The 24,947-nt window shown below is 55.9% G+C and carries 27 protein-coding genes and 3 pseudogenes; 15 read left to right on the top strand and 15 right to left on the bottom strand.

The window, feature by feature from the left end:
* A partial coding sequence (locus GMO_RS13420) for a tautomerase family protein (protein ID WP_040509858.1) occupies nucleotides 1-277 on the top strand: 277 nt, incomplete at its 5' end.
* A gap of 88 nt (nucleotides 278-365) precedes the next feature.
* Here GMO_RS13420 and GMO_RS13415 read toward each other — a convergent pair.
* Entirely contained in the window at nucleotides 366-1,145 is a 780-nt protein-coding gene (locus tag GMO_RS13415; protein WP_040509841.1) for a hypothetical protein, read from the bottom strand.
* A gap of 318 nt (nucleotides 1,146-1,463) precedes the next feature.
* Between GMO_RS13415 and GMO_RS14075 the strand changes: the two are divergent.
* Nucleotides 1,464-2,187: pseudogene (locus tag GMO_RS14075) on the top strand (IS5 family transposase).
* Nucleotides 2,188-2,218: 31 nt separating this feature from the next.
* Here GMO_RS14075 and GMO_RS14305 read toward each other — a convergent pair.
* Nucleotides 2,219-2,809 carry a hypothetical protein gene (locus GMO_RS14305; RefSeq protein WP_139064492.1) on the bottom strand — a complete coding sequence of 197 codons (591 nt, stop codon included), beginning with the start codon at nucleotides 2,807-2,809 and terminating at the stop codon, nucleotides 2,219-2,221.
* Between the two features lie 320 nt (nucleotides 2,810-3,129).
* Between GMO_RS14305 and GMO_RS14300 the strand changes: the two are divergent.
* From GMO_RS14300 to GMO_RS13380, 4 genes and pseudogenes are all read left to right on the top strand, one after another.
* Nucleotides 3,130-3,407: pseudogene (locus tag GMO_RS14300) on the top strand (IS701 family transposase); the annotation flags it as partial.
* Entirely contained in the window at nucleotides 3,403-4,017 is a 615-nt protein-coding gene (locus GMO_RS15020; RefSeq protein ID WP_139064491.1) for a transposase, read from the top strand. The pseudogene GMO_RS14300 and the gene GMO_RS15020, both read left to right, overlap by 5 nt.
* Nucleotides 4,018-4,520: 503 nt before the next feature.
* A protein-coding gene (locus GMO_RS13385; protein WP_139064490.1) for an IS3 family transposase occupies nucleotides 4,521-5,707 on the top strand; the annotation gives its coding sequence in 2 pieces (ribosomal slippage) (nucleotides 4,521-4,791 and nucleotides 4,791-5,707; 1,188 coding nt in all).
* A gap of 91 nt (nucleotides 5,708-5,798) precedes the next feature.
* A complete protein-coding gene (locus tag GMO_RS13380) occupies nucleotides 5,799-6,209 on the top strand; it encodes a hypothetical protein (protein ID WP_139064489.1) in 411 nt (136 codons plus the stop codon).
* 97 nt (nucleotides 6,210-6,306) lie between these two features.
* Here the strand turns inward: GMO_RS13380 and tnpC are convergent, their stop codons facing one another.
* The 3 genes from tnpC to tnpA are packed head-to-tail and all read right to left on the bottom strand — an operon-like array spanning nucleotide 6,307 to nucleotide 8,904.
* Nucleotides 6,307-7,833 (bottom strand): IS66 family transposase, encoded by a 1,527-nt coding sequence (gene tnpC / locus GMO_RS13375; RefSeq protein WP_008852977.1) that lies wholly within the window; start codon nucleotides 7,831-7,833, stop codon nucleotides 6,307-6,309.
* A 52-nt stretch (nucleotides 7,834-7,885) separates the two neighbouring features.
* On the bottom strand, nucleotides 7,886-8,248 hold the full coding sequence (gene tnpB, locus GMO_RS13370) for an IS66 family insertion sequence element accessory protein TnpB (protein ID WP_008852976.1): 363 nt from the start codon (nucleotides 8,246-8,248) through the stop codon (nucleotides 7,886-7,888).
* A complete protein-coding gene (gene tnpA / locus GMO_RS13365; RefSeq protein WP_008852975.1) occupies nucleotides 8,245-8,904 on the bottom strand; it encodes an IS66 family insertion sequence element accessory protein TnpA in 660 nt (219 codons plus the stop codon). The genes tnpB and tnpA overlap by 4 nt, the downstream gene beginning before the upstream one ends.
* 225 nt (nucleotides 8,905-9,129) lie before the next feature.
* Between tnpA and GMO_RS13360 the strand changes: the two genes are divergently transcribed.
* The gene (locus GMO_RS13360; protein ID WP_008852974.1) at nucleotides 9,130-9,627 is read left to right on the top strand and encodes a MucR family transcriptional regulator; all 498 of its coding nucleotides are present in this window, start codon (nucleotides 9,130-9,132) and stop codon (nucleotides 9,625-9,627) included.
* Between the two features lie 2 nt (nucleotides 9,628-9,629).
* Here GMO_RS13360 and GMO_RS13355 read toward each other — a convergent pair whose 3' ends face one another.
* From GMO_RS13355 to GMO_RS13325, 7 genes are all read right to left on the bottom strand, one after another.
* Nucleotides 9,630-10,601, bottom strand: a complete 972-nt coding sequence (locus GMO_RS13355) for a phosphoadenosine phosphosulfate reductase domain-containing protein (protein ID WP_175282632.1) — start codon at nucleotides 10,599-10,601, stop codon at nucleotides 9,630-9,632.
* Nucleotides 10,598-10,975 carry a hypothetical protein gene (locus tag GMO_RS13350; protein WP_139064488.1) on the bottom strand — a complete coding sequence of 126 codons (378 nt, stop codon included), beginning with the start codon at nucleotides 10,973-10,975 and terminating at the stop codon, nucleotides 10,598-10,600. The genes GMO_RS13355 and GMO_RS13350 overlap by 4 nt, the downstream gene beginning before the upstream one ends.
* A gap of 296 nt (nucleotides 10,976-11,271) precedes the next feature.
* Nucleotides 11,272-12,144, bottom strand: coding sequence for a ParB/RepB/Spo0J family partition protein (locus GMO_RS13345; protein WP_050801490.1), 873 nt, complete (start codon nucleotides 12,142-12,144; stop codon nucleotides 11,272-11,274).
* Nucleotides 12,141-13,175, bottom strand: a complete 1,035-nt coding sequence (locus tag GMO_RS13340; RefSeq protein ID WP_139064487.1) for an AAA family ATPase — start codon at nucleotides 13,173-13,175, stop codon at nucleotides 12,141-12,143. Before GMO_RS13340 ends, GMO_RS13345 begins: the two co-directional genes overlap by 4 nt.
* A 182-nt stretch (nucleotides 13,176-13,357) precedes the next feature.
* Complete coding sequence (locus GMO_RS13335) at nucleotides 13,358-14,272, bottom strand: replication protein RepA (RefSeq protein ID WP_040509828.1); 915 nt, start codon at nucleotides 14,270-14,272, stop codon at nucleotides 13,358-13,360.
* A 282-nt stretch (nucleotides 14,273-14,554) separates the two neighbouring features.
* Nucleotides 14,555-16,003, bottom strand: coding sequence for a site-specific integrase (locus GMO_RS13330; protein WP_008852969.1), 1,449 nt, complete (start codon nucleotides 16,001-16,003; stop codon nucleotides 14,555-14,557).
* Nucleotides 16,004-16,079: 76 nt separating this feature from the next.
* Nucleotides 16,080-16,400: a helix-turn-helix domain-containing protein gene (locus GMO_RS13325; RefSeq protein ID WP_008852968.1), complete on the bottom strand. Its 321-nt coding sequence runs from the start codon at nucleotides 16,398-16,400 to the stop codon at nucleotides 16,080-16,082.
* 67 nt (nucleotides 16,401-16,467) lie between these two features.
* Here GMO_RS13325 and GMO_RS13320 point away from each other — a divergent pair, with 67 nt between their 5' ends.
* Nucleotides 16,468-16,914 (top strand): hypothetical protein, encoded by a 447-nt coding sequence (locus GMO_RS13320; protein ID WP_008852967.1) that lies wholly within the window; start codon nucleotides 16,468-16,470, stop codon nucleotides 16,912-16,914.
* A gap of 41 nt (nucleotides 16,915-16,955) precedes the next feature.
* Here the strand turns inward: GMO_RS13320 and GMO_RS13315 are convergent, their stop codons facing one another.
* Complete coding sequence (locus GMO_RS13315; protein ID WP_008852966.1) at nucleotides 16,956-17,165, bottom strand: hypothetical protein; 210 nt, start codon at nucleotides 17,163-17,165, stop codon at nucleotides 16,956-16,958.
* A gap of 645 nt (nucleotides 17,166-17,810) precedes the next feature.
* Between GMO_RS13315 and GMO_RS14500 the strand changes: the two genes are divergently transcribed.
* From GMO_RS14500 to mazF, 3 genes are all read left to right on the top strand, one after another.
* Complete coding sequence (locus GMO_RS14500; RefSeq protein ID WP_175282631.1) at nucleotides 17,811-18,155, top strand: hypothetical protein; 345 nt, start codon at nucleotides 17,811-17,813, stop codon at nucleotides 18,153-18,155.
* Between the two features lie 224 nt (nucleotides 18,156-18,379).
* Nucleotides 18,380-18,622, top strand: a complete 243-nt coding sequence (locus tag GMO_RS13305; protein ID WP_003618721.1) for an AbrB/MazE/SpoVT family DNA-binding domain-containing protein — start codon at nucleotides 18,380-18,382, stop codon at nucleotides 18,620-18,622.
* Nucleotides 18,623-18,952: an endoribonuclease MazF gene (gene mazF / locus GMO_RS14065; protein ID WP_003618720.1), complete on the top strand. Its 330-nt coding sequence runs from the start codon at nucleotides 18,623-18,625 to the stop codon at nucleotides 18,950-18,952. It abuts the gene before it with no gap.
* 131 nt (nucleotides 18,953-19,083) lie between these two features.
* On the opposite strand, the pseudogene GMO_RS13300 reads toward mazF, so the two are convergent.
* A pseudogene (locus tag GMO_RS13300) lies at nucleotides 19,084-20,313 on the bottom strand (transposase); the annotation flags it as partial.
* 67 nt (nucleotides 20,314-20,380) lie between these two features.
* Between GMO_RS13300 and GMO_RS13290 the strand changes: the two are divergent.
* Nucleotides 20,381-21,504 (top strand): IS3 family transposase gene (locus GMO_RS13290; RefSeq protein ID WP_139064486.1). Its coding sequence is split into 2 segments (ribosomal slippage): nucleotides 20,381-20,609 and nucleotides 20,609-21,504, totalling 1,125 coding nucleotides; the frame shifts between segments, so codons are not numbered across the junction.
* A 37-nt stretch (nucleotides 21,505-21,541) separates the two neighbouring features.
* Nucleotides 21,542-22,054 carry a hypothetical protein gene (locus GMO_RS13655; RefSeq protein ID WP_008852961.1) on the top strand — a complete coding sequence of 171 codons (513 nt, stop codon included), beginning with the start codon at nucleotides 21,542-21,544 and terminating at the stop codon, nucleotides 22,052-22,054.
* A gap of 13 nt (nucleotides 22,055-22,067) precedes the next feature.
* On the opposite strand, the gene GMO_RS13275 is transcribed toward GMO_RS13655, so the two are convergent.
* On the bottom strand, nucleotides 22,068-22,964 hold the full coding sequence (locus GMO_RS13275) for a LysR family transcriptional regulator (RefSeq protein ID WP_040509812.1): 897 nt from the start codon (nucleotides 22,962-22,964) through the stop codon (nucleotides 22,068-22,070).
* Between the two features lie 136 nt (nucleotides 22,965-23,100).
* Here GMO_RS13275 and GMO_RS13270 point away from each other — a divergent pair, with 136 nt between their 5' ends.
* Complete coding sequence (locus GMO_RS13270; protein ID WP_008852960.1) at nucleotides 23,101-24,768, top strand: GMC family oxidoreductase; 1,668 nt, start codon at nucleotides 23,101-23,103, stop codon at nucleotides 24,766-24,768.
* Nucleotides 24,769-24,810: 42 nt separating this feature from the next.
* On the top strand, nucleotides 24,811-24,947 hold a 137-nt coding region (locus GMO_RS14060), incomplete at its 3' end, for a tautomerase family protein (RefSeq protein WP_175282630.1).

The raw sequence follows: 24,947 nt of genomic DNA, 5'->3' as shown, positions 1-24,947 counted from the left end.
CCGCGCGGAATTGGCGCGCATTGAGGACACAGGACTGGGGATCGCACGGACGAAAGACGTCATGATCGTGTCTGTCACCACACGCCCCAGAACGCAGGAAGAGAAAGTGATGTTTTACAAGCTTCTCTGCGAATATCTGGAGCAACGTTGTGGAATCGCTCCAAGCGATGTCATGGTTAATTTCGTCAGTAATACGGATGACGACTGGTCTTTTGGTAACGGAGAGGCACAGTTCCTTACCGGGAAACTTGGTGGGAAACCTCAAATTAACCCGTAAATGCTCTGTGTATCGTAAAAGTTACCGTTAGAATTACTATATATAGCGACATGGGACGAAGTAAAACCCGTCTCATGTCGACTATGATTTAGCATTCACGGGCATCCCGCACGAAGAAAGCGTCTTCATACAGGGCGGCCCACCGACTTATCTCAACTTCTACATGATGCAGGGCATCAAATCCGGCCCAATGTTTGTGGGTGATGAGATGATCCATTTCGCTATAGCAGGAGTTCATTTCCGCCTGCGTCAGGCTTCCCCCGTGATAGTCATGCGCAATCTGGTCGCGACTATTGTAAAATATCTTATTCATGCTGTCGGCCAGTGCCGCGCCAGTCGGGCCGGCAGGGAGAAGCGAGGGATTGCTTGCACTCCCACCACCGCTATCCCCGCCCGAAGACGAACTCCCGCCGTTGCCGGGTTCATCATAGCTTGCACTGTACAAACTGACTGTCGGTAATGCTGCGCGGTTCAGAAAAGCCCCTGTTGTCTTTCCCCCGTCTGTGGCGGGAGAGTTCGATAAAGCGCTTTTATTGTCCACCGTTATGTCGGACGGCGAAGCGGCGTTCATATAGCCTGTTGTCGTTTGCGATCCGGCACTGGAAAGACCCTGCAATTTCTCGATTGCCGTTTGGGCCGCAGGACTGTTCTGATGATAGTCGTAACTGCTTCCAAAATCGCTGCTGCTCGCCCCTTTACTGCTTCCTGAGTTGGTCCCTGAGAAAAGCTCATTGGTCTGACTTTCCGACGGCATCCCAGTGATCGCATGATGCTGGTCTGACGACCCGACTGTCCCGCCACCCAATAACAGGTTCGTCTCCTTCTGAGCATCAGGGGTAAGGGACGCAAAAAAGGAGTTATCAGTCATTGTTCGAACCTTCTGAAATTTATGTAACCGGAAGTTACTTAAAGTCTCTGGCGGTGACAATCGGAAACTTTGTTTTTATATCTAAGAACTCGATATCACTTTGCACGCCCTTGGGCATCATCTCGTCTCTGCTTTTGTTTTCGTACCGTTACTGATTCCACTATGGACACAGTAACGGTACGATTAGACAGCCTCTACAATAACGGCCTGGTTAGTCCCACCTAGGCTCAGGCCCCATTGGTTTGATTGCGAAAAACTGATTCAGGCTCTGTGAGGAGACTGAAGATGAGCGACCTGTAGTGGCTGACGGACGAACAAATGGAGCGTCTGCGGCCATTCTTTCCCACGGGCCACGGCAAACCACGCGTTGATGACCGCCGTGTGCTGAGCGGCATCATTTTTGTGAACCGCAATGGTCTGCGCTGGCGTGATGCGCCCCGGGAATACGGTCCACACAAGACGCTCTACAACCCTAGGAAGCGCTGGGGCGCCATGGGGATCTTCGTCCGGATGATGGACGGTCTGGCTGCCGGAAAGGCAGAGCCCCAAACCATCATGATTGATGCGACCTATCTCAAGGCACGCCGCTCGACTTCGAGCCGGCGGCTAAAAAAGGGGCTCCGGGCCGCCTGATCGGACGGACAAAAGGTGGGATGAATACCAAGCTGCATGCGATCACCGATCAGAACGGATGACCGCTGAGCTTTTTCATGACTGCGGGACAGATCAGCGATTATACCGGTGCCTCTGTCCTGCTGGACATTCTTCCCGCAGCACAATGGATGCTGGGAGATCGCGGTATGATGCCGACTGGTTCAGGGACGCCCTGGAAGAGAAAGGTATAAAGCCCTGCATTCCAGAACGGAAATCCCGCGGAAAACCAGTCAAATACGATAAGAGAAAATATAAACACCGCAATCGTATCGAGATCATGTTCGGAAGGCTCAAGGACTGGCGGCGGGTCGCAACACGCTACGACAGATGCCCGACCGTCTTCTTCTCAGTCATCTGTCTCGTCGTAACCGTCATGTTCTGGCAATGAGCCCTGAGCGTAGCTTCTCTCACGGCCGATACTATTGTGGAGTTATTTTCTTTGTTTTTACGATATGTCGCATATCTATATTAGAAACACACAAGTGTCCTCTCCTACTATCCAACGACATCTTCAGCATAACATTTAATTCATAACTATAATAAAATTTATTTTCGTCAATGTTTTCATAATGATTTAAAAACTTATCCTTTATAGTTGAAGCAGGCAAACAATTATATTTTTCTCTATTATCGAACTGAAAATAAACTTCACTTACATATGGCGGATTTTCAATTCTTAGCTCAATGAAATTTAGTTTGATATTATTACTAAACTGGGTATTTTGCGAAACTTTTGCTATTCCGTCAGTTATTTTTTCACCATCATAATGATGTGATGCGTGATTGATAGGATAAAAACTCACGTCGTTACCAAAAATTTTACTATAGTTTTCTACTCTTTTGGGCAAATCTGATCCTAGATCAGTCATTAAATTAATTGGATCACAATTCTCTATATTTTTGTCAACACAGGACCTTTCGCTTGCATTTGCATACGTAGAGAAATAAATAGAAGCTAATAGTAATAATGGTTTCTTAGCAAGAAACCATATCTTATGTTTATATGACATGTTACCTCAATTTGTTTATTATTTTCGGTACAATGTAATTATCTATTTAATACCGCGCAGTGCAAGGTATTTTTATCATCGTTCGAATTTCCCAAACTCCTGCGTCGCCTTCAATCGGAGAAGACAAAAAATGTTAAAGCCTATCAAATTCCCGTACCGGGAACAGTGAAATCATGCTCCTTTTTGTAGGTTACAGGCGTGCGCACCAATGGTGCAATGGTCTATGAAGAAGCTCTATCTATGCCGTACTTACGCCGTGTCTTTGCCTTGCCTAGCACTACAGTAGTGTTTTGATGCGAGATATGAGTCCATGTATTGGTATGGAACGGAACAGGATGACAGGTGGCGCGTCTGTTGAAGAGACGCTGTCGCTGACGGTTGAGGGATTACGGTCGGTCAAGGAAAAAATACGTCCCCTGTTTGGTCCGGGTCGGGTTGCGGTCTCAGCGGAGCATTATCTGGAAGCGCTCCTGGGCAATCTGCCGCGCAAGACGGGCTGGCAACCTGCGGAAGCTGCAGGCAACGAAGGCCCCTGGCGTCAGCAGGCTTTGCTGGGTGGGACGCTGACGGTCTGCGCGACATTGTTCGCGACCATGTTCAGATTGCCGCACAGTTGTTCATTCGCGGGTCGAAGCTTGGGGGGTGGCAGCACCTCTTTGAAAAGGTCAAAGGTAAAGATCAGGCCCGCGGCATGGTTTTTCTCGATGGCACGACGATCCGTGCCCAGCACAAGGCGGCCGGGGCCGCCAAAAAAGGAGACACAGTGGACGCCGCAGAGATCGTGGGGCGCTTGGCCACTCACGTGTAGGCATTGGCACCAAGGTCTGCGTAGCCGCGGATGGACATGGCAGGGCGCTGTCCTTCACACAGTCGCCCGGACAGGCACACCACCTGAACTGCCACCCGCTTATGCCCTGCTCGACGATCTGCCAAACCCACCGACCTATGTCGTCTGTGACCGTGGATATGCCTCGCATAAATTCCGTGAATATCTCTGGAACCGGGGTTCTCGTCCTGTCATCCCGCCAGGGAAGAATGATCCGGAAGTCGTCTGTCCAAAATGGGCTTACAGACACCGGCATCTGGTCGAAAACCTGTGGGGAAGGCTCAAGGAGTGGCGGGCTGTCGCGACCCGATACGAAAAGACAGCCGCGTTCTTTCTTTCCGTCATCCTCATCGCTGCTACAGAAGACTACATCAAGACCTAACAGGTCCTAGTGTTGTGGCGCTGACGATTGCGGGGGCGGGATTATCGCTCGCTCTCCCTCCAAATTTTTTTGAAGAAAAGAGAATTATATATTCCCCCGAGTTTTCCTGGTTTGGGAATGAACTTCAAAAGAGATTTCGTAAAAAACAAAAGTCTCCCAACTGCACATCCTCGCGGAGGAAGAGCTGCCAACTGGAGATCCTGCTTAAACGGATTTTGATTCTGGTGGTCGAAATTGCCACGAGAAACCGGCCGGATCGCGATGCCGTTAGGAGCCATTTCAGGAAGTCTATCGAGGGTCCAGCTTAAGGCCAGAAGGCTCCCGACGACAGGTAGTCGAGCCGTTAGGACGTCCGAAAGATTTTGGCGGTTATCTGGGAGTTCTCGGATAGTGTACTTTGCGCTGATCCTGCTCAATAAAACGAACAAAGACAAATTGAGAGGTGGACCCCATTTTTCAGACAGGGGCGTAAGCTATAGACCGGCCTGAGAGAGGACGGATTTATGGGTAAGGTTACGCGCAAGAGGTATTCGGGCGAGTTCAAGTCGCGGGTCGCGCTGGAGGCGATCCGGGGCGAGCAGACGCTTTCGGAACTGGCGTCGAAGCACGGCGTGCATCAGACGATGATTGCCCAGTGGAAGCGCCAGGCAGTTGAGGGCATGGCGGGCATTTTCTCTGGCAAGGCAACACCGGAGACGGCGGCCAGTCCGGCTGATGTGGAAAAGCTTCACGCCAAGATTGGGCAATTGCTGGTGGAACGGGATTTTTTGCGGGATGCCTCTGTTCGGTTGGGCGTGATCAGAGGCGGCAAATGATTGACCTGAAACGGCCTCGGCTTTCCGTGGTGCGGCAGTGCATGCTGTTGCAGCTTAACCGGTCAGGCGTCTACTACCGGCCCGTGCCGGAGAGCGACGCGAACCTCGCGCTGATGCGGTTGATCGACGCGCAGTTTCTGGAGACGCCGTATTACGGGTCGCGGCAGATAACCCGGCATTTGCGCAGGTTGGGGCATGATGTCGGGCGCAAGCGTGTCCGCCGGCTCATGACGATCATGGGGCTGCGGGCGATCTACCAGAAGCCGCGCACGACAGTGCCGCATCCGGCTCATCGAAAATATCCCTATCTGCTGCGGGATCTTGTGATCAATCGGTCCAATCAGGTGTGGTGCTCCGATATCACCTACATCCCGATGCGGAAGGGTTTTCTGTATCTCGTGGCCATCATGGACTGGGCCTCGCGCAGGGTCCTGTCCTGGCGGCTGTCGAACACGATGGATGCCGAGTTCTGCATCGAGGCGTTGCAGGAGGCCCTGATCCACTACGGCGCACCAGAGATTTTCAACACCGACCAGGGCTCGCAGTTCACGACCCCCCGGTTCACCGAGGTGCTGGAGAAGCGTCAGATCCGCATCAGCATGGACGGGCGGGGACGCTGGCTGGACAATGTCTTCATCGAGCGCCTGTGGCGATCCCTGAAATACGAATGCGTCTACCTGCACGCGTTTGAGACCGGTTCGGAACTACGGGCCGGGCTCACATCATGGATCGCGCATTACAACGGGCAACGTCCACATTCAGCATTGGCTGGACGAACGCCTGACGAGGCGTATCATGACGTGCCGACGCCATCTGGTTTGGGGTTAACCCCAAACCAGATGGCCAACAGCAACGCCGTCAAACAGGCGGCATGACAACAACCGGCTATAGCTTATCAGGCCCACAAAACTGTCCGAACGGACGGGGCCACCTCTCAAAGCCTTGTTGCACCGTATCGTTGCAGCGATGATCGATACAGATTGGGACAACAGCCATTGGGCTCGCGGGGTTGTCACAGCGCATGGTTGGCCGGCTTTAACGAAAATGGGCGGGAAAGTCCCGCGTTTGATGTGGCTGATGGTGCAACATGCGGATGCCGATCCGGCGCTTCAGGTGCTGACATTGCGGCAGATTGAGCCACTGATGCGTGCGGGAAAATTTTCCCGTGCGGATTACGCGCTGATGTTCGACAGGGTCGGCCTCGCCACCATCGGCACGCAGCATTACGGATCACAACTCTCGTGTAAAAATGGTCATTTCGCGCCACACTCAATGGATGCTGGCGGTTCTGACTCTAAGGTTCTGGACGCGCGTCGCGCGACGATGAACCTGCCCTCAGAAGCAAAATATCTGACCTACGTGCCTGATCATTGCTGATAATAGACGGCGATTGTTTTGAACCACTTCGGGTTTGGCGGAAACGTCTGCTTTCTCTTAATTTGGCGCTAAAGTTGACCTTCTGGATTTCTTCAAATCAGCTTTTGGCGCTTTGAGGGAGTGGGAGCAGTTCGCTGATACGTGCGGCTGGATGTCCGTCGATCATGCGTGTCAGCACGTCACGCAGCCAGGCAAACGGCTCGATCCCATTGAGCTTGGCTGTCTCGATCAGTGACGCCACGATGGCCCACCGGTTGGCGCCACCTTCGCTGCCCGCGAACAGAGCATTCTTGCGGCCAAGCGTGACAGGTCGAATGGTCCGTTCCACCGGATTGGTGTCGAGATCTATGTGCCCGTCCTCGATAAACCGCGCGAGATCGTCCCAGCGGTTCAACGCATAGCGGATCGCTTCTGCCAGTCTGGCACGGGAGGGCAGCAAAGCCAGTTTTTGTCGGAGCCAGAGCTCCAGCGCCTCAACACGCGGTCGACTGTGCTCCTCCCGAAGGGTTTTGCGTTGATCGGGCGCCAACCCCCGAAGGGATGCCTCAATCTCATACAGAGACCGGATCTGCACCAAAGCCTCGGTTGCGATTGGCGATCCCGTCTGGTGCAGCTCATAAAACTTGCGACGCGTGTGCGCCCAGCAGGCCGCCAGATGAATTCTTCCGTCCCGTGTCAGCTGCTCGAACCCGGCATAACCGTCGACTTGCAGAATGCCGCGATAGCTCTTCAGATGGCGGGCTGGCCAAGAAGAGGTGCGATCTGGTGTCGCATAAAACACCACAGCGGGCGGGCCCTTACCACCAAAAGGGCGGTCATCGCGCGTGTAGGCCCAGAGCCGTCCGGTTCGGGTGCGGCCGCGTCCCGGATCAAGGATGGGCAGTGGGGTATCGTCCGCGAAGACCCGTTCTCCGGCACAGACATGGTTCATCAGCTGGTCGCGCAGCGGGGCCAGCCACCAGGCGGCGGCCTTGACCCAATCGGCCAGCGTGGAACGCGCGAGAGCGACACCGTGACGTGCCAACATCTGGCTTTGTCGATACAGCGGCAAATGATCACAATAGCGGCTGGTCAGCACATGCGCGATCAGACCCGGAGTGGCGAGACACCCTTCAGTGATGCGCTCAGGCGCCGGAGCCTGATGCAGCGTCCCGCAGGCGCGACACGCGCATTTGGGCCGATTGATCCGCACAACCCGCACCGAGGCCGGAACCCAGTCCAGCATTTCACTGGCGGTCGTGCCTGCGTCGCACAATGCGCCACCGCAGGACGGGCAGGCTGTCACGTCGGGCAGGATCGTCACGTCCGTGCGTGGCAGGTGTTCTGGTAGGGCTTTGCGATGCGGTGGTTTTACGATCGGCGCTGTGCCGCTGATGTCCGGTAGCGTCGCGGAGATCGGCGTCATAGGGGGCGGTTGGTCAGCATCGGCCTCCAGCGTCAACAGGAGCTGGTCGGGTTCGAGTGTCTCGGCGCGACGACCGAACCGGGCGCGCTGGAACTCCCGGATCATTTGCCGCAAGCGATCAATCTCGATCTGCCCCTCATCGACTGCACCCGCCAGATCCCGCACCATGGCTTGCAGGGTAACCGGGTCAAACGGCAGGCTGTCGAGGGCAATCCGCATGTCTATAAAATGCCAGTTTTCTGCGGGTTTGTGCAAGAAAAATCGGTGCGTTTTACCCTGCCATCAGCATGCGTCGCGCGGGGGCCTGTGCTCGCCAGTCCAACCCTTCCAGAAGCATCGACAATCGGGCCGGGGTGAGCAGCACTGTCGCAGGTTCTCCGGGGCTGGCCTGCGTGACCGGCCATGTAAAGATCCCCTGATCGAGGCGCTTGGCATACAGGCACATGCCGTTGCCATCGTGATACAACAGCTTGATCAGTCCGGCCTTTCGGCCGCGAAACACAAAGACGTGCCCGCTGAACGGATCGGCCCGCAGCGTCTCCTGCACCAGCACCGACAACCCGTCGATCCCCTTGCGCAGATCGGTGTAGCCCAGGGCCACATGGACCCGGACATGGGGTGGCAGGGTGATCATGCCGCAGCCTCGAGCGCATCCGCCAGTCGGGTCATCACGTCAAAGTCAATCGGAGTGGCGATCCGCAGGATACGCCCATTGCGCAGCACGATTTCAATCTGTGCTCCGGGGTTTTGCCTGTCTTTCGAGACAAGCGGAGAGGCTTGTGTTTGGGGTGCCTGTTGTGGCGTGGAAGGGGTGTCGTCGATCTTAACTGCGGCAAATTTCGGCTGACGTGCCAGGGGATCAGCCGGACATTCTGCGATTTGATCTGCGAACTGTTTCTGCCAACGATACAGCATACTGGGTGTCAGACCGTTCATTTTGGCATAGCGATCCAGCGACATCCCTGATTGCCGGGCATCGACCAGAAGCGCCAAACTCTCTTCGGGCGTCCATGTCTTACGCACCCGGACGGCCAGAAGACTTTTCAGATCCCCGACCGGGATGGCAAGATCCGCCCTAGACGAGCCAGAGAATTCCTTAGCCCGTTCTCCTGATGTCCCGTCCGAAATCGACGCCTTGATCGGTGGCGGCCAGACAAAACCAAGCCGGCGCGCCCAGAGACGAAGAGCTTTGGCACTGAGACCATGGCGGCTGCAGAAAGCAGTTTGCGTCAGCCCGCTCTCAGCAAACAGGACAAGCCGGTCTCGCCAAACCTCTTCCCGATTCATCATGACACTCCAATACCCGTAGTGAAGGCACGATAAAGGCACATCTCACGCAGGATCGCAGCGTGTCATCTCCGGACGCTTACGTTTTCGCCGCTTCTGCAGGTCTGAAAAAACCGTGCTGCAAGTGTGAAGACGCTGTTAATCGGAGTAATGTATTGTCGTGGCTGACTTGCAGTCAGCGTTCACAGAAACGATTTACAGCTCACCATCATTACACTGAGGGATTTCATGACTGACCTGACACCCGCCACAGAGTCCCCTCACTCTGGCCTGCGTTCCCTGACGGCCGAAATCGTGGCCGCCTATCTTTCAAGAAACGATGTCGCGCCCGATGTGCTCCCGGGCCTGATCCGCTCCGTCCATTCGGCCCTGACCGTTCCGACGGCCCCCGAGGCCGCGGTCGAGGACGCCCCGGTTCCCGTGGTCAATCCGAAGAAGTCGGTTTTCCCGGACTACATCATCTGTCTCGAAGACGGGAAAAAGCTGAAAATGCTGCGTCGTCATCTCAAGACGGCGTATAATATGACACCTGATGAATACCGGGCCCGCTGGGGTCTGCCCTCGGAGTATCCGATGGTCGCTCCCGGCTATTCCGCACAGCGCTCGGCTCTTGCACGTGAAATTGGCCTGGGCTCCAGGAACCGATCCTCTGCGCCTCAGGAAGAAGACCTCCCTCCGGTAAAGAAGCTCCCCGAAAAACGGCGGGGCCGTCCGGCCCGCGCCTGAAACTAGACGGGTCCTCCCCCGTTACCAAAGGCACCGGCCGGGAGGCTCCAGTTTTCTGCCAGAACCGTCTGCAACGGGCGGTCTGACAGGCAGGCTGCGACCAGATCGGGCCGCGACCGGGCCACTTGATAAACCGTCCCTTCTGACGACATCTGCTCGAGCCCCCTGTCACGTTTGATCGTGCAGCCGAATTCCTTTTCATATCCGTTCAATTTCGCAAACCGGTTCGCATCCATCCATTTCAGGGTGGCGAACTGGTCTGCATTGCCGAAGATGCAGAACGAGCAGGACAGACGCGAAAATCCGACCTGATACGGATAGGCCGGCATCACGCGCCAGCGCTTCAGGATCGCCCAGACCTCTGCTTCGGACCACTGATGTACCGGCCTCCAGTGGTCGACATGCCGACGCCGCCGCGTCCCGTTTCTCGTGTCGGTACGGTGAGGCTCAAAGGCCGCATAGCGAGCCCGTGCGGGACTTTCTTCGGCACGCTCGCCTGTCACGACCAGGGTACGGCAGTTGAGGAACCTGTCCTGTCCGCGGAGGGCGCGATCCGCCACGTCGATCTTGAGGCTTGCCGAACACCAGCGCACGGACAGGCTGGCCGAGATCTGGGGAAAGCGCAGCCGGGTTCCGTTCGGGCCCTGCCCGCCGGCGACGACGCGTCCCTGCGGGGTCTCGAAGACCACGGGTGCGGTCGGCATCTCGTGGCGCAGCATCTCGCGCTCGAAGCCCCCCTCACGCCAGGACCGATAGAGTGGCAGTCCGAAGTCTCGGGCCAGGGCTGCGACGTACGGAGCGGTGGAGGCCCAGTCCATGAAGGATCCCCCCTCCCCGTCCACATCGTGGTGCCACAGCTCGATGCGTTCGGCCGGAGCACCGGCTTCCAGCAGGGCGAGCAGACAGGCCGTGCCATCCTTGCCCCCGGACACTGCGACAATGATGCTGTCATAGGACGCGAGATCCGGGCTCATGACGTCCACCGACTGACCGGGGCGCCTGTCCGCACCGAGCGGCACATCAGGGCGTGGGCGATCGGGCGTTCCCGCAGCAGCAGCGGCTTTTCGTGGCGACCGTCCCAGGTCAGTCCCTCACAACGTGTCAGCAGCCCCATCTGCACGGCGGCTTCGTCGCGACAGGCGCACACACGCTCATTGCCACCTGAGCTGCGGCGGCACGGCTCATCCGCAGGAGCGCCGCAGCCCGTGCAGGCAATCGTGAGTGCGGGATCGCCGTCCTCCCAGTGCATGTTGCAGCGGCGGCAGGTTGTAGGCTCCTGCGTGTCGGTCCAGCGCATCGGAGGCCGGCCACGGGGGGTTGGAACATAGGGAAACTGGTAGCGTCGCATGATGCTCGATCCATCTCTGGTTCTTCAAACATCCTTGCGACGGCGTGTCGGGCGACCGGGGTGCAACAGTGCTGCGCAGCGGCAGGATCGGCGTCACCCACACCCACGCGCAGGCGGCGCAGCCGGCGAGCATGGGGAGGACAGACGGCGACCCACCTGTTGCAGCACGGGCGGCTGACAGGCAGCGCCTTGTTTTCCCTCTTGGCTTTTCATGCTTTTGCCTGTTTTACCCTCCGCCGTGGTCTCGCTCGGCAAGGGAGAGCAGGGTGATGCAACGTTGCATCACCCAGATGGAGCTATCCGACCAGTTTGGAAAGCTCTTCGTATAGTGACCGAAGCGCAGCGATATCGGCCGTACTAAACTCTGTGTTATTCTCCCCAGCCTGCCGGAGCATCTCTATGATTTTCGGCGCCGTCTTGGTTATGTTAAGACGTCGCCTCCTATCAGACCCTTGTGCGATCGCCTTTTCCATTTGAACTTCTTCAGCTGCATTATTGTTCTTCAGAGATGCAACTGTGAGTTCACCTGCTAACGCTTTTCTCATAAGGCCTTCGCGGCGCGCTGTGTCATCCACGCGAGCAATTCCGACAAGCACGTTCATCGGTACCGCTGATTTCCCAGCCAAATCGAGAAACTCCTCTGGAAGGCTTAGTACACGTATCGCTCTGCTTATCCGCGCCTGATCCATTCCAAGTTCAACGGCTGCCTTCCGTTGAGACCAGTTATTGTGATCCAGCAAGTTTCTTATTCCGCGAGCCTCTTCGACCGGGCTCAAGTCTACTCGCATCAGGTTTTCCATCAGCGCCGCTGACGTGGAGTTACCCTCGTGAGGAACCGCCAAGATGGAGGTCCAGCCAGCCAATTTGGCCGCTCTCCAGCGCCTCTCGCCTGCAACAACAATCCACATGTCCCTATGGGATGGGTCTTGTCGGAGGAGGATTGGCTGCAGCTGACCTTGCGCCTTCAGCGATTCAGCAAGTTCGTCTAAGGCAGCTTGATCGAAACTTCGCCGAGGCTGGTTTGGATCAGGTGAGATCTTGTCGATCCCAGCCTCGAATGAGTGCCGAAATTTACCTTCACCCAAAAACGGTGCATCAACCTGACTCATAATTTCTGAATGAGTTTGAGAAAAGGCAGAGGGAGGCCGTTGCTTAAAAGGCCGCTTCATAGTGCCTCTCCTTCAACGGCTTCGAGGCCAAGGGCAGACGCAGCGTGAATGAAGGAGCGTCGGCCTGCGATAGCCTCCGCTAGCCGCACATATACTCTGACAGCAGGACTTCGAGGCGCCGCTTCAACTGGAATCTTGGATGCCCAGGCTGCATTGCTAAACGACGTACTAGACGGAACAGGCTCAAGAACTGGCGCGCGATTACCCATCACGTTAATCAGGTGCTCCACGATCCCGACGTCTACATATTGGTTTTGGACAAACTGTGTTGGCAACACTCCTCCCAAACGTAACCGCGGATTGCTGCGGCGATTTACCTTGGTAATGGTGTCGAGAATCAGGTTAACGCCCATAACGTCATAAGGCTCAGTTCTGACTGGGACAAACACTGTGTTGGATGCAGCTAAAGCCATCCAGGTAAGAAAACCAAGATGGGGGGGGGAATCTAGAATAATGAACTCGTATTCGTCCTGCACTTGGGCAATCGCATCTTTTAGCAAACCTTCGGTGCCAGGCTCGCGGCGGATATCGACCTCAGCGAGGTCAATGTGACTGGGGCAGAAATCGACTGGAATTTCGACGTCGGTACCGTGGACCAGTCCTTTTTTAACAATGCAGTCGGTTATTGGCGCATCTTTAAGAAGAGCGTGAGCCAGCGTTCTACCTTGGCGGTATAGCGGCACAATGTGCATACCTAGTAGGGCGGAAGTCGCGCTCGCTTGGGGGTCTACGTCTATCAGCAATACGCGGTAGCCCATTTTAGAAAGGGCGACTGCCACATTGAGAGCGCTGGTGGTTTTTCCTACGCCCCCTTTCTGGTTCGCGAAGGTTATGATGGTCGTTTGACGCTTTTCCCCATGTAGCAGAGTCTCTAACTCCGTCGTCACTTCGGTAGGGAGAGGTTGTTTGCCGTTTTCCCACCGAGAAATCGTATGCCGATCATAGCTCCTGCACAAACGCAGGTTCAGGACATCTTTTAGTTGGCTCTGTGAAAAGCCTAACTGCTCTCTAATTTCTTTGAGCGTGGGCATTGTGTGCGTCTCCATACCGAAAGGATAGGATCAACACTCAACATCAACAAGTCAACATCAACAGAGCAAAAAGGGTTTTTTTGTTTAGCAGCAACCGATGCAACGTTGCATCACTCACCGTTAAGGCTCTAGGCCGTGGACTTTTGTTGCATACGTCGGTCACCCGGAATTGCGTTTCTCTATCATATCTTCCCCGGGAGCCGTCTTGAAACTGGACTTGCACTTGGGGCTAGGATGACACCATCCTCATCGATACTCACCCTAGCTTCTGGGTAGATTGCTAGCGCGATTTGCAACGCATCTCTGAAGCGTATCTTGAAGTTCCGCATGTGAGTGTAGCTTGCACCAAACTGGGCTTTCAGAGCAGGCCAAGAGACTTTTTGGACAGTTACTCGTTCGTGCAATCGATAGACCAGCCAGAAATAGATATCGAGAGCCTGCGAATTGTTAGAAATTGCCCGGATAGCAGATTCCTGAAGCGGAACGGGGTGGCGTTTCAGCTGATCGAAAAAGCTCTCAGAAAGGCGAACGGTTTCTAAAAGTGCGCCATCGTGTTCGTCGGTAAACAAAGCTGTATCGACTATGTTTTGATTTATAAGGCCGATTTTATTCCCGTCTTTAATCTCGAACGTCATTCGACACCGCGAAATCCTTGTAGCTTGCTCCTTAACGTCCCTCATCGATTTCCCTCCAATGGGAACATTGAGCCTTTTCAGCCAGCTTCTAAGAGACTTTCCTAACTCAATTTCGCGACTATTTGTTTTGATCGCTTCTGTCTGCAAGAAAAGAAGTATTAATCTTGCTCTAGAACCGTACGGCACCCCAATACGAGCAGGCACTCCGTCGCGTTTTACCGAGCCCGGTTCCACCATTAGGCGGACATAGCTAGTTTCGAGGAGCCATATTTGGTCATCGTCTAATCGGCGATGAGGCAAGCCGGTTTGGCACCATCCTGAATATAGAAACCCAAGAGAAGGATCTTCGTCGCTCAGAAATTCTAGAGCCGCATCCAAAGCCCGCCGTTCTGCGTCGTTTGAAGTAAGATCGAGCGCGCCTTGGCGACCATAGGCCTCGATGCGTTTATGTATATCGCTCATAGGGTGATGTTAGACGAAGTCTCAAGAGGATGTCTCCGTGGACTTTTGATGCACCTTCAATCGTCTCAGCAGGGATTGTACGAAACTTACCACGCTAAATTGTCTGCGGACTCTTGTTGCACAACCACTAGGGGTTATTAGTAGATATATATTAGTAGGTGCACCAAGATCCCACGGGATAACTTCCAGAGACGAGGGAAACTGTCATTTCCTGTTTCCCCTGCTGCAACAAGATCCCACGCAAGCGCACCAAAAGCCCACGCAAATCTGGGGATAAAGGCTTTAAAACCGGGTTCGCCCAGGATGCTTGGTCATCGCATCCTCAACCTCGATATACTTCTCCACGACGCCAAAGGTCTGATGGCGGGAGAAGCGTTTGAGCGAGACCAGATCCGTGCCGTCACGAGCGCCTGTCGTAATCGCGCCACGGCGCAGACTATGTCCGCTGAAATCGCCTGTCAGTCCCGCATCAAGGCAGCGCTTCTGAATGATTCGGGCCACAGACCGGTCAGACAGCGCCTCTGAACCCATGGCGGGCAGGGCAGGGGGCTGACAGGCCTCGGTAGCAGGCGGGAGCCACACGCGCCGGAAAACCGGTCCCTTGGCGTCGGCCAGTTTCGCCTTCCGAAGCCACGCTTCATAGGCCCGGACCGGACACAGGGCAGTAATCCCCCTCGGGATCGCCACCTCGACACCCTGACTGGTGCGATCGCCCTTTGAGCGGTCCAGCCGGATCCGCATTCCGTCATCATCGAGCGCCACATTCTCCAGGCACAGCGCCGCCACTTCGGACCGTCGGAGGGCGCCGGCAAAGCCGAGCAGAAGAATGGCCTTGTCGCGGATCCCCACGAGTTCGGTGGTATCGATCTGTTCAATGACTTCGCCCAACAGGTCCCAGGTCAGTCCCTTGACCTGACGGGACGCGCTTCCCGTCGACGTCCTGCGAATACCGGCAACAGTTTCGGACACCAGGGCATGGGATGTCGGGACGGAAACCTGAGCGATATGGTGCAGATAGCGCAGTGCGGCGCGGTGCAGATCGACCGTCGCGGGTCGCTTCTTCTGCAGGGCTAGGTCGGCCAGATAGGCGGCGACATCCTCGCTGCGGGCGGGCAGGGCAGGGAGCCCATGACCTGCCGCCCATGCGCACCAGGAGCGCACGGCCGAGCGATAGGTCCGGCGTGTGTTCATTGCCTTCGCCGCCCGGGAATAGGTTTTCGAGGCACGCTCCGCCGTGACTAGCGTTCCATCATAGTCGGGCAGCGCCTCGTCGGTCAGGGCATCGAACCACAGCAGAACCGCCGCAGACTGCTGACCCAGAGGAGAGGCCAGTGGAGCCAGCGTGACGGCCTGCGATCCCGCTTTGGGCCGCTTGGTCGCCTTTGGCTTGAACCAGGCGACGAAGATGGGATCGGGTTCGAGGTCCAGAGCGATCGCCAGGTCGTGCCCGGAGGGCAGGGTGGTTAGATGGGCACTGGCAATCGCCAGAGCGTCTTCAGCCGTTTCCACATTGGTGGCCAGGACCGTGTCCTCGGCAAATTCGTTATGCCGGTATTCGATGCCGCGAATGACCAGAGACAGGCGAGGGGAGAAGCGACCGGTGGACAGGAGCGCGACAGAGTTTTCCAGACTGCCGGCAGGAAGCTGCTGTCGGGTCTTCTGGTCCAGCCGGTCCAGGAGGGCCTCACGGGCAGCCTTTGCCGAGCCTGCGATGTGAATATGGCTGAGCATAAAAACCTCCGTGAAACCTGAACCTACTCCTTCTGATAGCACAAAGCCCGGGTCAGAGCAGGGCGCCCGAAACGGCTTAGTGTGCGGGTGTGGACTTTTGCTGCAATGCGTATGCAAGCCGGTGAGGGAGCGCACCGCTGTCACCGAGGAAGAGAAAGTCTGTGCTGACGCCATGCGCCAATTTCAGACGATACAGCGCATAAGGCGAGGGGTAGCTGTCTCCTGCCATCCAGTTCCGAAGCACCTGCTTTGAAACCCCCATAGCGGTGGCGGCATCAACATAGGGCAGGGGAAGGGCATCAAGGACCTGCCGCAGACGCTGACCGACATGTCGTTGATGATCGGACTGAGGTTCGAGAGACGAGTTCATGGCCGCCAGCTTATGCTGTTCCGCCACTGCCAGCCAGTGGACACAGGAACAAACCCTGTCCAACGCAGGCCGGAAATGTGTTAACGAAGACTGAATGCCGATCCGACCGGAACTGAAGCCGCTCTACCCCTCAAACTGGCCTGAACTGAGCCGGCAGGTGAGGTTCGAGCGGGCAGGGGGTGTCTGTCAGCGCTGCGGCCGGCCGCATGGATATCACCTTCAGGTGCTGCCGGGTGGCCGGTGGAAGCATCCGGAGACGGGGCACTGGTTCAATGGCCGGGGCAGGCGGATCTCGCCTCCGGACCTGATCGAGCATCTGCAAATACGACAGACGAAGGTGGTTCTGGCAGCGGCCCATTTGAATCATGATCCCACCAGCAACCGGCTGCGCAATCTGCGCGCGTTTTGTCAGCGCTGCCATCTGCTGCACGACCGGATGTATCATCTGGCCCAACGACGCCTGACCTTGCGACGACGCCTGGCGCTCGGGGATCTGTTCGAAGGTCTGTATCGGGCCGGGATCACACGCCTGGGGCTATAGAAACCCTGATCGGCGTATGATCCGGCGTTCTGAGCGTCAGATCAGGCAGCTGCCTCGAACGTGACGTTCGCGCTCGCGAGGCGAGGGTAGCGGCGGATCACGCCTTCTGGGCTTTCTGCATGCACCAGGATCGTGTCGCGTCCTTCCTTGAGGAACGTCTCCAGAGACGCGTCGTCGCGAACACAGTGAACGAAACCCTGGTCTTCGGCACGGGCGAGGGCGCGGCTGTCACCATAAAGAACTCTGGTCATGTCTGCTTCTCCAGTCTGAGGCCTTGATGATGCAGCGGAGGAAACCCGCTGCCAGACAACGATATCGCGGATGGTTGTGAGTGCAGTATGGGTGCGGCTCTCGCGCAAGACGCCGCATAAAGCCAATAAACGTCAAAAGCGGTTAGAAGACGACTACAGCTTGTTCGCTTAATAGGCCTAAGAAAACTGGCAGCTTTGGGGGGAAAGCAGAAGGTCCGGTAACAGATAGCCAGAGAGAAATAGAAGACGTCTTCTACGGTCGAACTCTCTTTGACAGGCACGCTTTCGTCTTCACCAATCAAGGGATGATGCCTTATCGTGTGCTGTGTCGAATACCCTGCAGCAAAAGGCCATCTGCTTGGGACTTCAAAAGGCAGAAGATCGTGTCGCTCTCGATGGAAAGACGGTTGATTTCAAAGTGAAGGATATTGCCTGACGATGGTTGCTCCAGGCGAAAACGGGATTGTGCGATACGCTCAGCTGATCCGCACCCGGAAGTATGTTGCGGTGATTTCCATGGATAATCGCGGGGGCAGCTTCTTCTCTGTCACCGGGTGGTCCACGTTCATTGATCGCAAAGACGCTACGCCCGAGTGGATCGGAGAAAATCTTAAGAAGGCCCTTCAGACAAGTCGGGATCTTTTCATGGAATGGGGAGGATATCCCTTACCGAGCGACAAAGGTCTCGCAGAAGATAAGAAATCTGGTCCGCTCTTTATGGAATTCTGGGAGCGTGTTCAGGAGACATACGGCTTCAAGGACTGGCGAGATGCCCGGAAGAAATCAGCTCTGGTTTTTGCCGATTGGGAATGCGAGCAGACAGATCAGGTTCGTCTGGCAGCATCGAAGGGGCGGGGAACAAGTCACTCCGCCTGGTATTCGAACGAAAATGCCGGGAAGGTTTTTCATGCCTCGATCAATGCCAGCAATCAGGAATTTGGTGAGATCGCCATACAGGCCCTTAATGTCTGCCAACCAAACTATTTGTAAACGTGCGCTTTTGGGAATTCCACTTGGTGGGCTCTACCTCCGAGAAGAGGGCGACTGCTGCCTGTCTGCTCTCTTATCACCGTGCAGAGAGGCAGTTTAGGGGGGGAAGCGGAAGGTCCGGTTTGCATACCTGGCTCATTGGAAGCGGACATTGGCTACTTTTAGCTTGAAACAGAAGTGGCCGAAGGTGTATCTACAATGTAGACACACAAAGGAGAGATCCAATGCATGGGACCGTTCGCAAATGGGGGAACAGCGCTGCCATCCGTCTACCAGCCAATATCCTTGAAGCGGTTCACCTACAGATCAATCAGGCTGTTGATGTCCGGGAAGAAGATGGGCGTATCATCATTCAACCGGTTCACCCTGCTGTCCTTTCGCTGGACACCCTGACTGCCGCCATCACGGATGATAACCGTCACGGTGAAGTGAGTTTTGGGCCTGAAATTGGCGGAGAGATCTGGTAAATGTCAGCATGGGTGCCAGATTGCGGAGACATCGTCTGGCTGGAGTTTGATCCTCAGGCAGGGCGTGAACAATCTGGGCATCGCCCGGCTGTGGTGCTTTCGCCAGTTAGTTACAACAAAAAATCTGGTATGATTGTTTGTTGCCCGACAACGACAAAAATCAAAGGGTATCCCTTTGAAGTGCCTTTGACAGGAGAGCCGACAAGCGTGGTTCTCTCTGATCAGGTTCGCAGTCTTGATTGGCGCGCCAGACGAGCAAAGCATAAAGGTCGGGTCTCCGAAAGAGAACTGGAAGCGGTGCGCGAACGAACAAGACTACTCGTCGGGTGACTGGGGACTGCCGCCTGCCCGCTTCGCGTCACGAACACTGAAAAGCGGACATCTCTGCTCGAGCGATTACGTTTCCTAGCAGCCTGTCGGGTTGGGCATTTTGCGGCTGATAACGCCAAGGCTGACCCGGCTTATGCTGCCTGAAGCCGCGCCATTCTTTTGCAGTTATATGCGAGAGCGACGAGTGTCCATTCGGTCGTGACTTTTGCAAGGCTGCGCAGACTGAATCTTCTGAACCCCATGATGCTTTTGATAATTCCAAAGACCGGTTCAACGGTCTGTTTTCGTAGTCTGTAAACATCTCCGGCTTCTGTGGTTTCCAGTCTCGCCTTCATGGCGAGCCGCCAGGGTTCGGTTATCCGGCGTGGCTCCTTTGCTTCGGGATGGGGTCGGAAGTCGTAAGGCCTGCGGGCACAGGGCCGTCCAATGGCGACCAGCGGATCAATGCCCTTTTCCTGCAGTTTCCGGACCGCCTGTCCGCTGGCGTAACCGGTGTCGGCAAGCACCTTCTCCGGGAGACCGATTGTGTCTTCCATCGACAGCACCGTGTCGATAAAGGATGGCGCATCCGCTGACGGGGCGGCAACGCCGGTTGTCACGATCAGCTGGCTGCCTTCGGCGCAGACTACGGCCTGGGCATTGTAAGCCTGCCGGAACTCGTGAGTGTCCGAACGCCGCATGAGGCGGCTGTCGGGATCGGTCAGGCTGATCTGCCGGTCGGGTGGCGGTTCATCGTCCGGCGGTTTCGGCGCCCTGCCACGACACCCGGTTTTCGCGTCATACGTGGCTTTCTTCTTCTCGTAGGCCGGACGTGCCGTTTCAGCCTGCTCCCTGGCATCAGCTTCCAGCCGGGCGCAGGCTTCGTCCAGCTTCGCTTTCAGCATTTCCCGTCGGGCGAGTTCTTCTGGCAGGGCCTGCGGATCCGTGTCCGTGGTGTCAGCACGCTCCGCCTGGTCCATCAGTTTCGCGATATCCACCGCCAGCTGTTCGCGCAACGCCCTGATCCGGTCGTAGCGCACCGAACGGTATTTCGATGCGTCAGCATCGATTTTCGTGCCGTCGATCGACACCACGCCCAGACGCAGCAGGCCCGTCTCGCGCGCCAGAAGCAGGACCTGCGCAAAGGCAGCTTCAATCGCCGTCCGGTTCGTCCGGCGGAAGGTCGCAATCGTATCATGATCCGGATGCAGGTTCGCCGCCACGAAGCGCACCCCGATGTCGCGATATGTCGCCCGCTCGATCCGGCGTGAGGAAAACAGCCCGTTCGCATAACTGAAGATCAGAAGGGCCAGCATCAGGCGCGGATGATACTGCACCCTGCCACCCGTGCGCACCGGAACGGAAAACGCACCCATCGGAATGGACTTGTAACGGTTTTGTGCCGGTCATCTGAGCGTTTTAAGCTCGTATCAGGAGACCGACGGAACCATGAAGCATACGGAAGATTTCAAGCGCGAGGCCGTAAGGATTGCGTTGAGCAGTGGGTTGTCACGCACGCGTGTTGCGGCCGATCTGGGTATTGGCAAATCCACTCTGGCGAAATGGATAGTGAATTATCGTCCGGACGAGCCGGCATCAGGGCCTCAGGCTGATCTGGCCCGCGAGAATGAACGTCTTCGCCTGGAGAACCGGATTTTACGGGAGGAGAGGGAAATCCTAAAAAAAGCTACCCAGTTCTTCGCGAGCCAAAAGCCATGAGGTTCGCCTTCATCCACGGACATCGGCATGAATGGCCAATCGAGAGGCTGTGCCAGGTCTTGCGGGTCTCTGCACGGGGGTACCGGACCTGGACATCCCGACCGGCCTGCCAGCGCCAACGTACCGATCTGAAGGTGCTGACGCATATCCGTGAGCATTTTGCCCTGAGCAACGGGCCCTACGGACGGCCGCGCATGACCATGGAACTCAGGGAAGCCGGGCTTGATGTCGGGGAACGTCGCGTTGGCCGCCTCATGAAGGCCAACGGGATCCGGCCCGTGCGCACCCGTCGCCACAAGATGACGACCGACAGCCACCACCAGTCTGACATTGCGGCCAACCTTCTGGACGGTAATTTCCTTGCTGAAGGCCCCAACCGGAAATGGGCGGGAGATATCAGTTATATCTGGACTGCCGAGGGCTGGCTCTACCTCGCTGTCGTCATCGATCTGTTCAGTCGTCGCGTAATCGGGTGGGCCGCGAGCGATCGGATGAAAAAGGATCTGGCCATCCGTGCCCTGGATATGGCGGTAAGGCTGCGTAACCCGGCGCCCGGCTGCATTTTCCACTCCGATTGTGGCAGCCAGTATGGCTCCCATGATTTCCAGAAAAAGCTGCTGGCCCATGGGCTGCTGGCTTCAATGTCCGGAAAGGGAAACTGTTTTGACAACGCTGCCGTCGAAACATTTTTCAAAAGCCTGAAGGCGGAGTGGCTCTGGAGACAGAACTGGCCAACCCGCCGTCAGGCTACCACCGCCATCTTCCAGTATATCAATGGTTTCTACAATCCACGTCGACGCCATTCATATCTGGGCGGTATCAGCCCACTCGCTTTTGAAGCAAGAGTGGCATAAGCACTTCCTGACCGGCACAAAACCGTTACAAGTCCAGATGACCGAACGTGAGAAGGCCGGTCAGTGGCTTCTCTCGCAGGTCCGTCTCGCCGCGAAGGCCGGGGAGAAAGGCAAGTGGACGCTCGGCACGATCGGCGGTTTCGAGATCCTGTGCGAGACCTGGCGCACCCGCTTTGACGGCGAGGAGACATGGGACGCGACCCTCGGTCTTGTGCTGGACGGGCGGATCCTCGGCATGGACTTCGACCGCGAGACAAGCCCGGTCGGGCTGGTCAGCCGCATCGAGAACGCATTGTTGCGGTTCGAGGCGGAACTGGCGGACGCGCGCCGTCAGGTGGAGGAAGCCGAGCGCAAGCTGCCCGGCTACCGCGCCCGTGTGGGTCTGGCCTTCCCGGAGGCGGCGCTATTGCAGGAGAAACGCGAGGCCATGGCGGCCCTTGAGGCGGATCTGGCAGCCGATACGCAGCGCCGCGAGGAAGAGGAAAAGGCCGAGGCAAAAGCAGCGCTTTCTGTCGCAGAAAAATGCGAAAAAGAGGTGCAAATCGCCTGAAAAGGGCGAGACGTCAGGTGTTAGAGCCTGGTAGGTCCTGAGGATAGTGTTCGGAAACAAGGCGCAGCCATGCCTGGGCGGCTTGCGGCAAATAAGTTCCGCGTCGCCATGCGAGCGACATGCGCCATGGTAGGTTTCTTTGCAGGCGTAAAACCCGGGTCGTCTTTGCCTGGCGGTTTGCAATCATTTGAGGAAGAAAACCTATTCCCAGACCAGATGAGACAAGGCTGCAAATGAAATCAATCTGGCTTGAACGCGCCAGAATGCGGGGCGTAAGCCTGGCCTCGCTAAACGCATCGGTAATAATCGAATTGACCTGGAAGCCCTCTGAATACAGAATAAGCGGTTCTGTTGCGAGATCTGCGAGCGAGACACAGGGCAGGGTTCCGAGCGGATGATTTCTTGGAGCAATGGCTACCAGCGGTTCTTCTTTGACGATCTGCCAGTCGAAGGCGTCGTCTAGTGGAAGCAACAGCGCACCGAGATCGATATCCCCTGCCTGCAAAAGTTCTGCCAACTCAATGCACCCGTGTTCAATCAACTTAATTTCTACGCCTGGGTAACGGCTACTGTAAGCCGCGAACAGCGGTGCGAATAACTGGGTGCTGCCGATAGGCGGAATCCCGAGACGAAGCGTGCCCTGCTTCATTCCACGTAGCTCAGACAACTCCCGGTTCAAGTCTTCGCGATCTGCCAGTAGACGCAAACCTCGCGAATACATGATCTGACCGGCATCCGTGAGAATAGAACGATGTCCAATGCGTTCCAGAAGAGGCATCCCGACATCTGCCTCTAATTGCTTGATAGTCTTGCTAACATTGGATTGGGTCGTGTTCAGGACTGCCGCAGCCTGGCTGAATCCACCTTCTCGAACGACGGCTATAAGAGCACGCAGGGTACGAAAATCCATCTTCTATTCCATTTCGGACTGGAACACAGTCAAAAAAGTAATTTTACACATACAGCGAGCCATACCTATACCTCAATCAGTCTCAAGTCCCAGAAAGTAATATGGATGATTTGAGGCATGCTTTAGGAGGCAGGATATGACTGTCAAAGTAAGCGTAATGCCTGAGGACTTCGGAGAATTTGACTATATTGTCATAGGGGCAGGAAGCGCTGGCTGCGTTCTTGCTAACAGGCTCTCCGAGAATGTAAATAATTCTGTCCTTGTCCTCGAGGCCGGAAGCAAAGATGACTATATCTGGATCCATATCCCGGTGGGTTATTTATACTGTATGGGTAACCCGCGCATGGATTGGTGTTATAAAACTGATCCTGAGCAGCAGCTCAATAATCGCGAACTCTGTTACCCGCGTGGCAAAACTCTTGGAGGATGCTCCTCGATCAATGGCATGATCTACATGCGAGGCCAGGCTGCCGATTATGATCGTTGGCAGCAGGCTGGCAATGTCGGGTGGGGATGGGACGATGTTCTGCCCTTTTTTCGGAAATCTGAAAACCATTTTGGTGGTGAGACACCCTTTCATGGCAGCCGGGGAGAGCTTCGCGTAGAGAAGCAACGTCTTCGCTGGGATATTCTCGAAGCATTTCGTGAAGCCGCTGCCCAGGAAGGCATTGCCAAAATTCCGGATTTTAACACCGGTGACAACACGGGCTCTTCCTATTTTCAGGTAACACAAAAAGCCGGTTTTCGCTGGAGCGCAGCGCGGGCCTTTCTTCACCCGGCCTTGAAACGTCCCAATCTGCGTCTACAGACCCGTGCTCTCGTGCATCGGGTGGAGATCCAGAATAAGCGTGCGACAGGTGTCCTGTTCGAAATGGCCGGGAAGTACTATTTTGCCCGGGCCAAGCGTGAAGTCGTTCTTTCAAGTGGTGCGATCGGCTCTCCTGCCATTCTTGAACGTTCAGGTATCGGTCAAGCCGAACGCCTGCTCGATCTGGGAATCAACCCAATCGTCAATCTTCCTGGCGTCGGAGAAAACCTGCAGGATCATCTGCAAATCCGTTGTGCCTATCGGGTTGAAAAAGTACCGACCCTTAACATGCGAGCCGGTTCCTGGTTGGGGAAGGCATTGATCGGGATGGAATATGCTTTGCGTCGATCTGGTCCGATGTCTATGGCCCCAAGCCAACTTGGTATCTTCGCACGCTCTGATCCACACTTTGCAACAGCCAATTTGGAGTATCATGTCCAGCCTTTGAGTCTCTCAGCCTTTGGTGGAGCGCTGGACGCCTTTCCGGCTTTTACGGCATCTGTTTGCAATGTCCGACCGGACAGCCGGGGTTCTGTTCATCTGCGTTCAGCCGTGCCAGCTGATGCCCCGCATATCCATCCCAACTATCTTGCGGCCGAAACCGACCAGAAAATTGCTATCGACGCTGTGCGACTGACCCGCAGGATCGTCGCAGAGCCTGCCTTGGCAAAATATAATCCGACCGAAATTCGGCCAGGTATGTCTTTCCAGTCCGATAACGAGTTGCTGGAAGAGATTGGCAGAATCTCGACAACCATATTTCACCCGGCAGGTACGGCGGCCATGGGAACCGGGACAAGTGCAGTCGTAGATCCTCAACTCCGTGTTTACGGCGTTCAGGGCCTGCGGGTTATGGATGCTTCAATCATGCCCTTTATTACTTCGGGCAATACCAATGCACCCAGCATCATGATCGGCGAAAAAGGTGCCGCCATGATTTTGGCAGATGCTAAAGCCGGACGGGATTTCTGGCCCATTGCAAAGGCTGCTGCCTGAAAAGCTGTCCTCTTCTTCTTCTGAAAAAATAGGAGTTTTTTTATGCCCTTACTACGTTTTGACCTTATCGAAGGCCGTACGGATGCCCAGATCGCTACGTTACTTGATGCTGCGCATGACGCCATGCTTGAAGCGTTCAAGGTTCCAGTGAGAGATCGCTACCAGCTTGTTTATCAGCA

This window comes from Gluconobacter morbifer G707, assembly GCF_000234355.1.
Classification (GTDB): domain Bacteria; phylum Pseudomonadota; class Alphaproteobacteria; order Acetobacterales; family Acetobacteraceae; genus Gluconobacter; species Gluconobacter morbifer.
This window is presented reverse-complemented; position numbering and strand designations above follow the sequence as displayed.

Excerpts from the sequence above, each read along its gene's own strand:
- GMO_RS13275 (WP_040509812.1), bottom strand. The coding sequence starts at position 22,964 with ATGGATTTTCGTACCCTGCGTGCTCTTATAGCCGTCGTTCGAGAAGGT.
- GMO_RS13380 (WP_139064489.1), top strand. The coding sequence starts at position 5,799 with ATGATCGATACAGATTGGGACAACAGCCATTGGGCTCGCGGGGTTGTC.
- GMO_RS13345 (WP_050801490.1), bottom strand. The coding sequence starts at position 12,144 with ATGAAGCGGCCTTTTAAGCAACGGCCTCCCTCTGCCTTTTCTCAAACT.
- GMO_RS13360 (WP_008852974.1), top strand. The coding sequence starts at position 9,130 with ATGACTGACCTGACACCCGCCACAGAGTCCCCTCACTCTGGCCTGCGT.
- GMO_RS13270 (WP_008852960.1), top strand. The coding sequence starts at position 23,101 with ATGACTGTCAAAGTAAGCGTAATGCCTGAGGACTTCGGAGAATTTGAC.
- GMO_RS13355 (WP_175282632.1), bottom strand. The coding sequence starts at position 10,601 with ATGAGCCCGGATCTCGCGTCCTATGACAGCATCATTGTCGCAGTGTCC.
- mazF (WP_003618720.1), top strand. The coding sequence starts at position 18,623 with ATGTCAGCATGGGTGCCAGATTGCGGAGACATCGTCTGGCTGGAGTTT.
- GMO_RS15020 (WP_139064491.1), top strand. The coding sequence starts at position 3,403 with ATGTTCAGATTGCCGCACAGTTGTTCATTCGCGGGTCGAAGCTTGGGG.
- GMO_RS13415 (WP_040509841.1), bottom strand. The coding sequence starts at position 1,145 with ATGACTGATAACTCCTTTTTTGCGTCCCTTACCCCTGATGCTCAGAAG.
- tnpC (WP_008852977.1), bottom strand. The coding sequence starts at position 7,833 with ATGCGGATTGCCCTCGACAGCCTGCCGTTTGACCCGGTTACCCTGCAA.
- GMO_RS13305 (WP_003618721.1), top strand. The coding sequence starts at position 18,380 with ATGCATGGGACCGTTCGCAAATGGGGGAACAGCGCTGCCATCCGTCTA.
- GMO_RS13335 (WP_040509828.1), bottom strand. The coding sequence starts at position 14,272 with ATGAGCGATATACATAAACGCATCGAGGCCTATGGTCGCCAAGGCGCG.
- tnpA (WP_008852975.1), bottom strand. The coding sequence starts at position 8,904 with ATGATGAATCGGGAAGAGGTTTGGCGAGACCGGCTTGTCCTGTTTGCT.
- GMO_RS13350 (WP_139064488.1), bottom strand. The coding sequence starts at position 10,975 with ATGCGACGCTACCAGTTTCCCTATGTTCCAACCCCCCGTGGCCGGCCT.
- GMO_RS14305 (WP_139064492.1), bottom strand. The coding sequence starts at position 2,809 with ATGTCATATAAACATAAGATATGGTTTCTTGCTAAGAAACCATTATTA.
- GMO_RS13655 (WP_008852961.1), top strand. The coding sequence starts at position 21,542 with ATGACCGAACGTGAGAAGGCCGGTCAGTGGCTTCTCTCGCAGGTCCGT.
- GMO_RS13330 (WP_008852969.1), bottom strand. The coding sequence starts at position 16,003 with ATGCTCAGCCATATTCACATCGCAGGCTCGGCAAAGGCTGCCCGTGAG.
- tnpB (WP_008852976.1), bottom strand. The coding sequence starts at position 8,248 with ATGATCACCCTGCCACCCCATGTCCGGGTCCATGTGGCCCTGGGCTAC.
- GMO_RS14500 (WP_175282631.1), top strand. The coding sequence starts at position 17,811 with ATGGAATGGGGAGGATATCCCTTACCGAGCGACAAAGGTCTCGCAGAA.
- GMO_RS13315 (WP_008852966.1), bottom strand. The coding sequence starts at position 17,165 with ATGACCAGAGTTCTTTATGGTGACAGCCGCGCCCTCGCCCGTGCCGAA.
- GMO_RS13340 (WP_139064487.1), bottom strand. The coding sequence starts at position 13,175 with ATGCCCACGCTCAAAGAAATTAGAGAGCAGTTAGGCTTTTCACAGAGC.
- GMO_RS13320 (WP_008852967.1), top strand. The coding sequence starts at position 16,468 with ATGCCGATCCGACCGGAACTGAAGCCGCTCTACCCCTCAAACTGGCCT.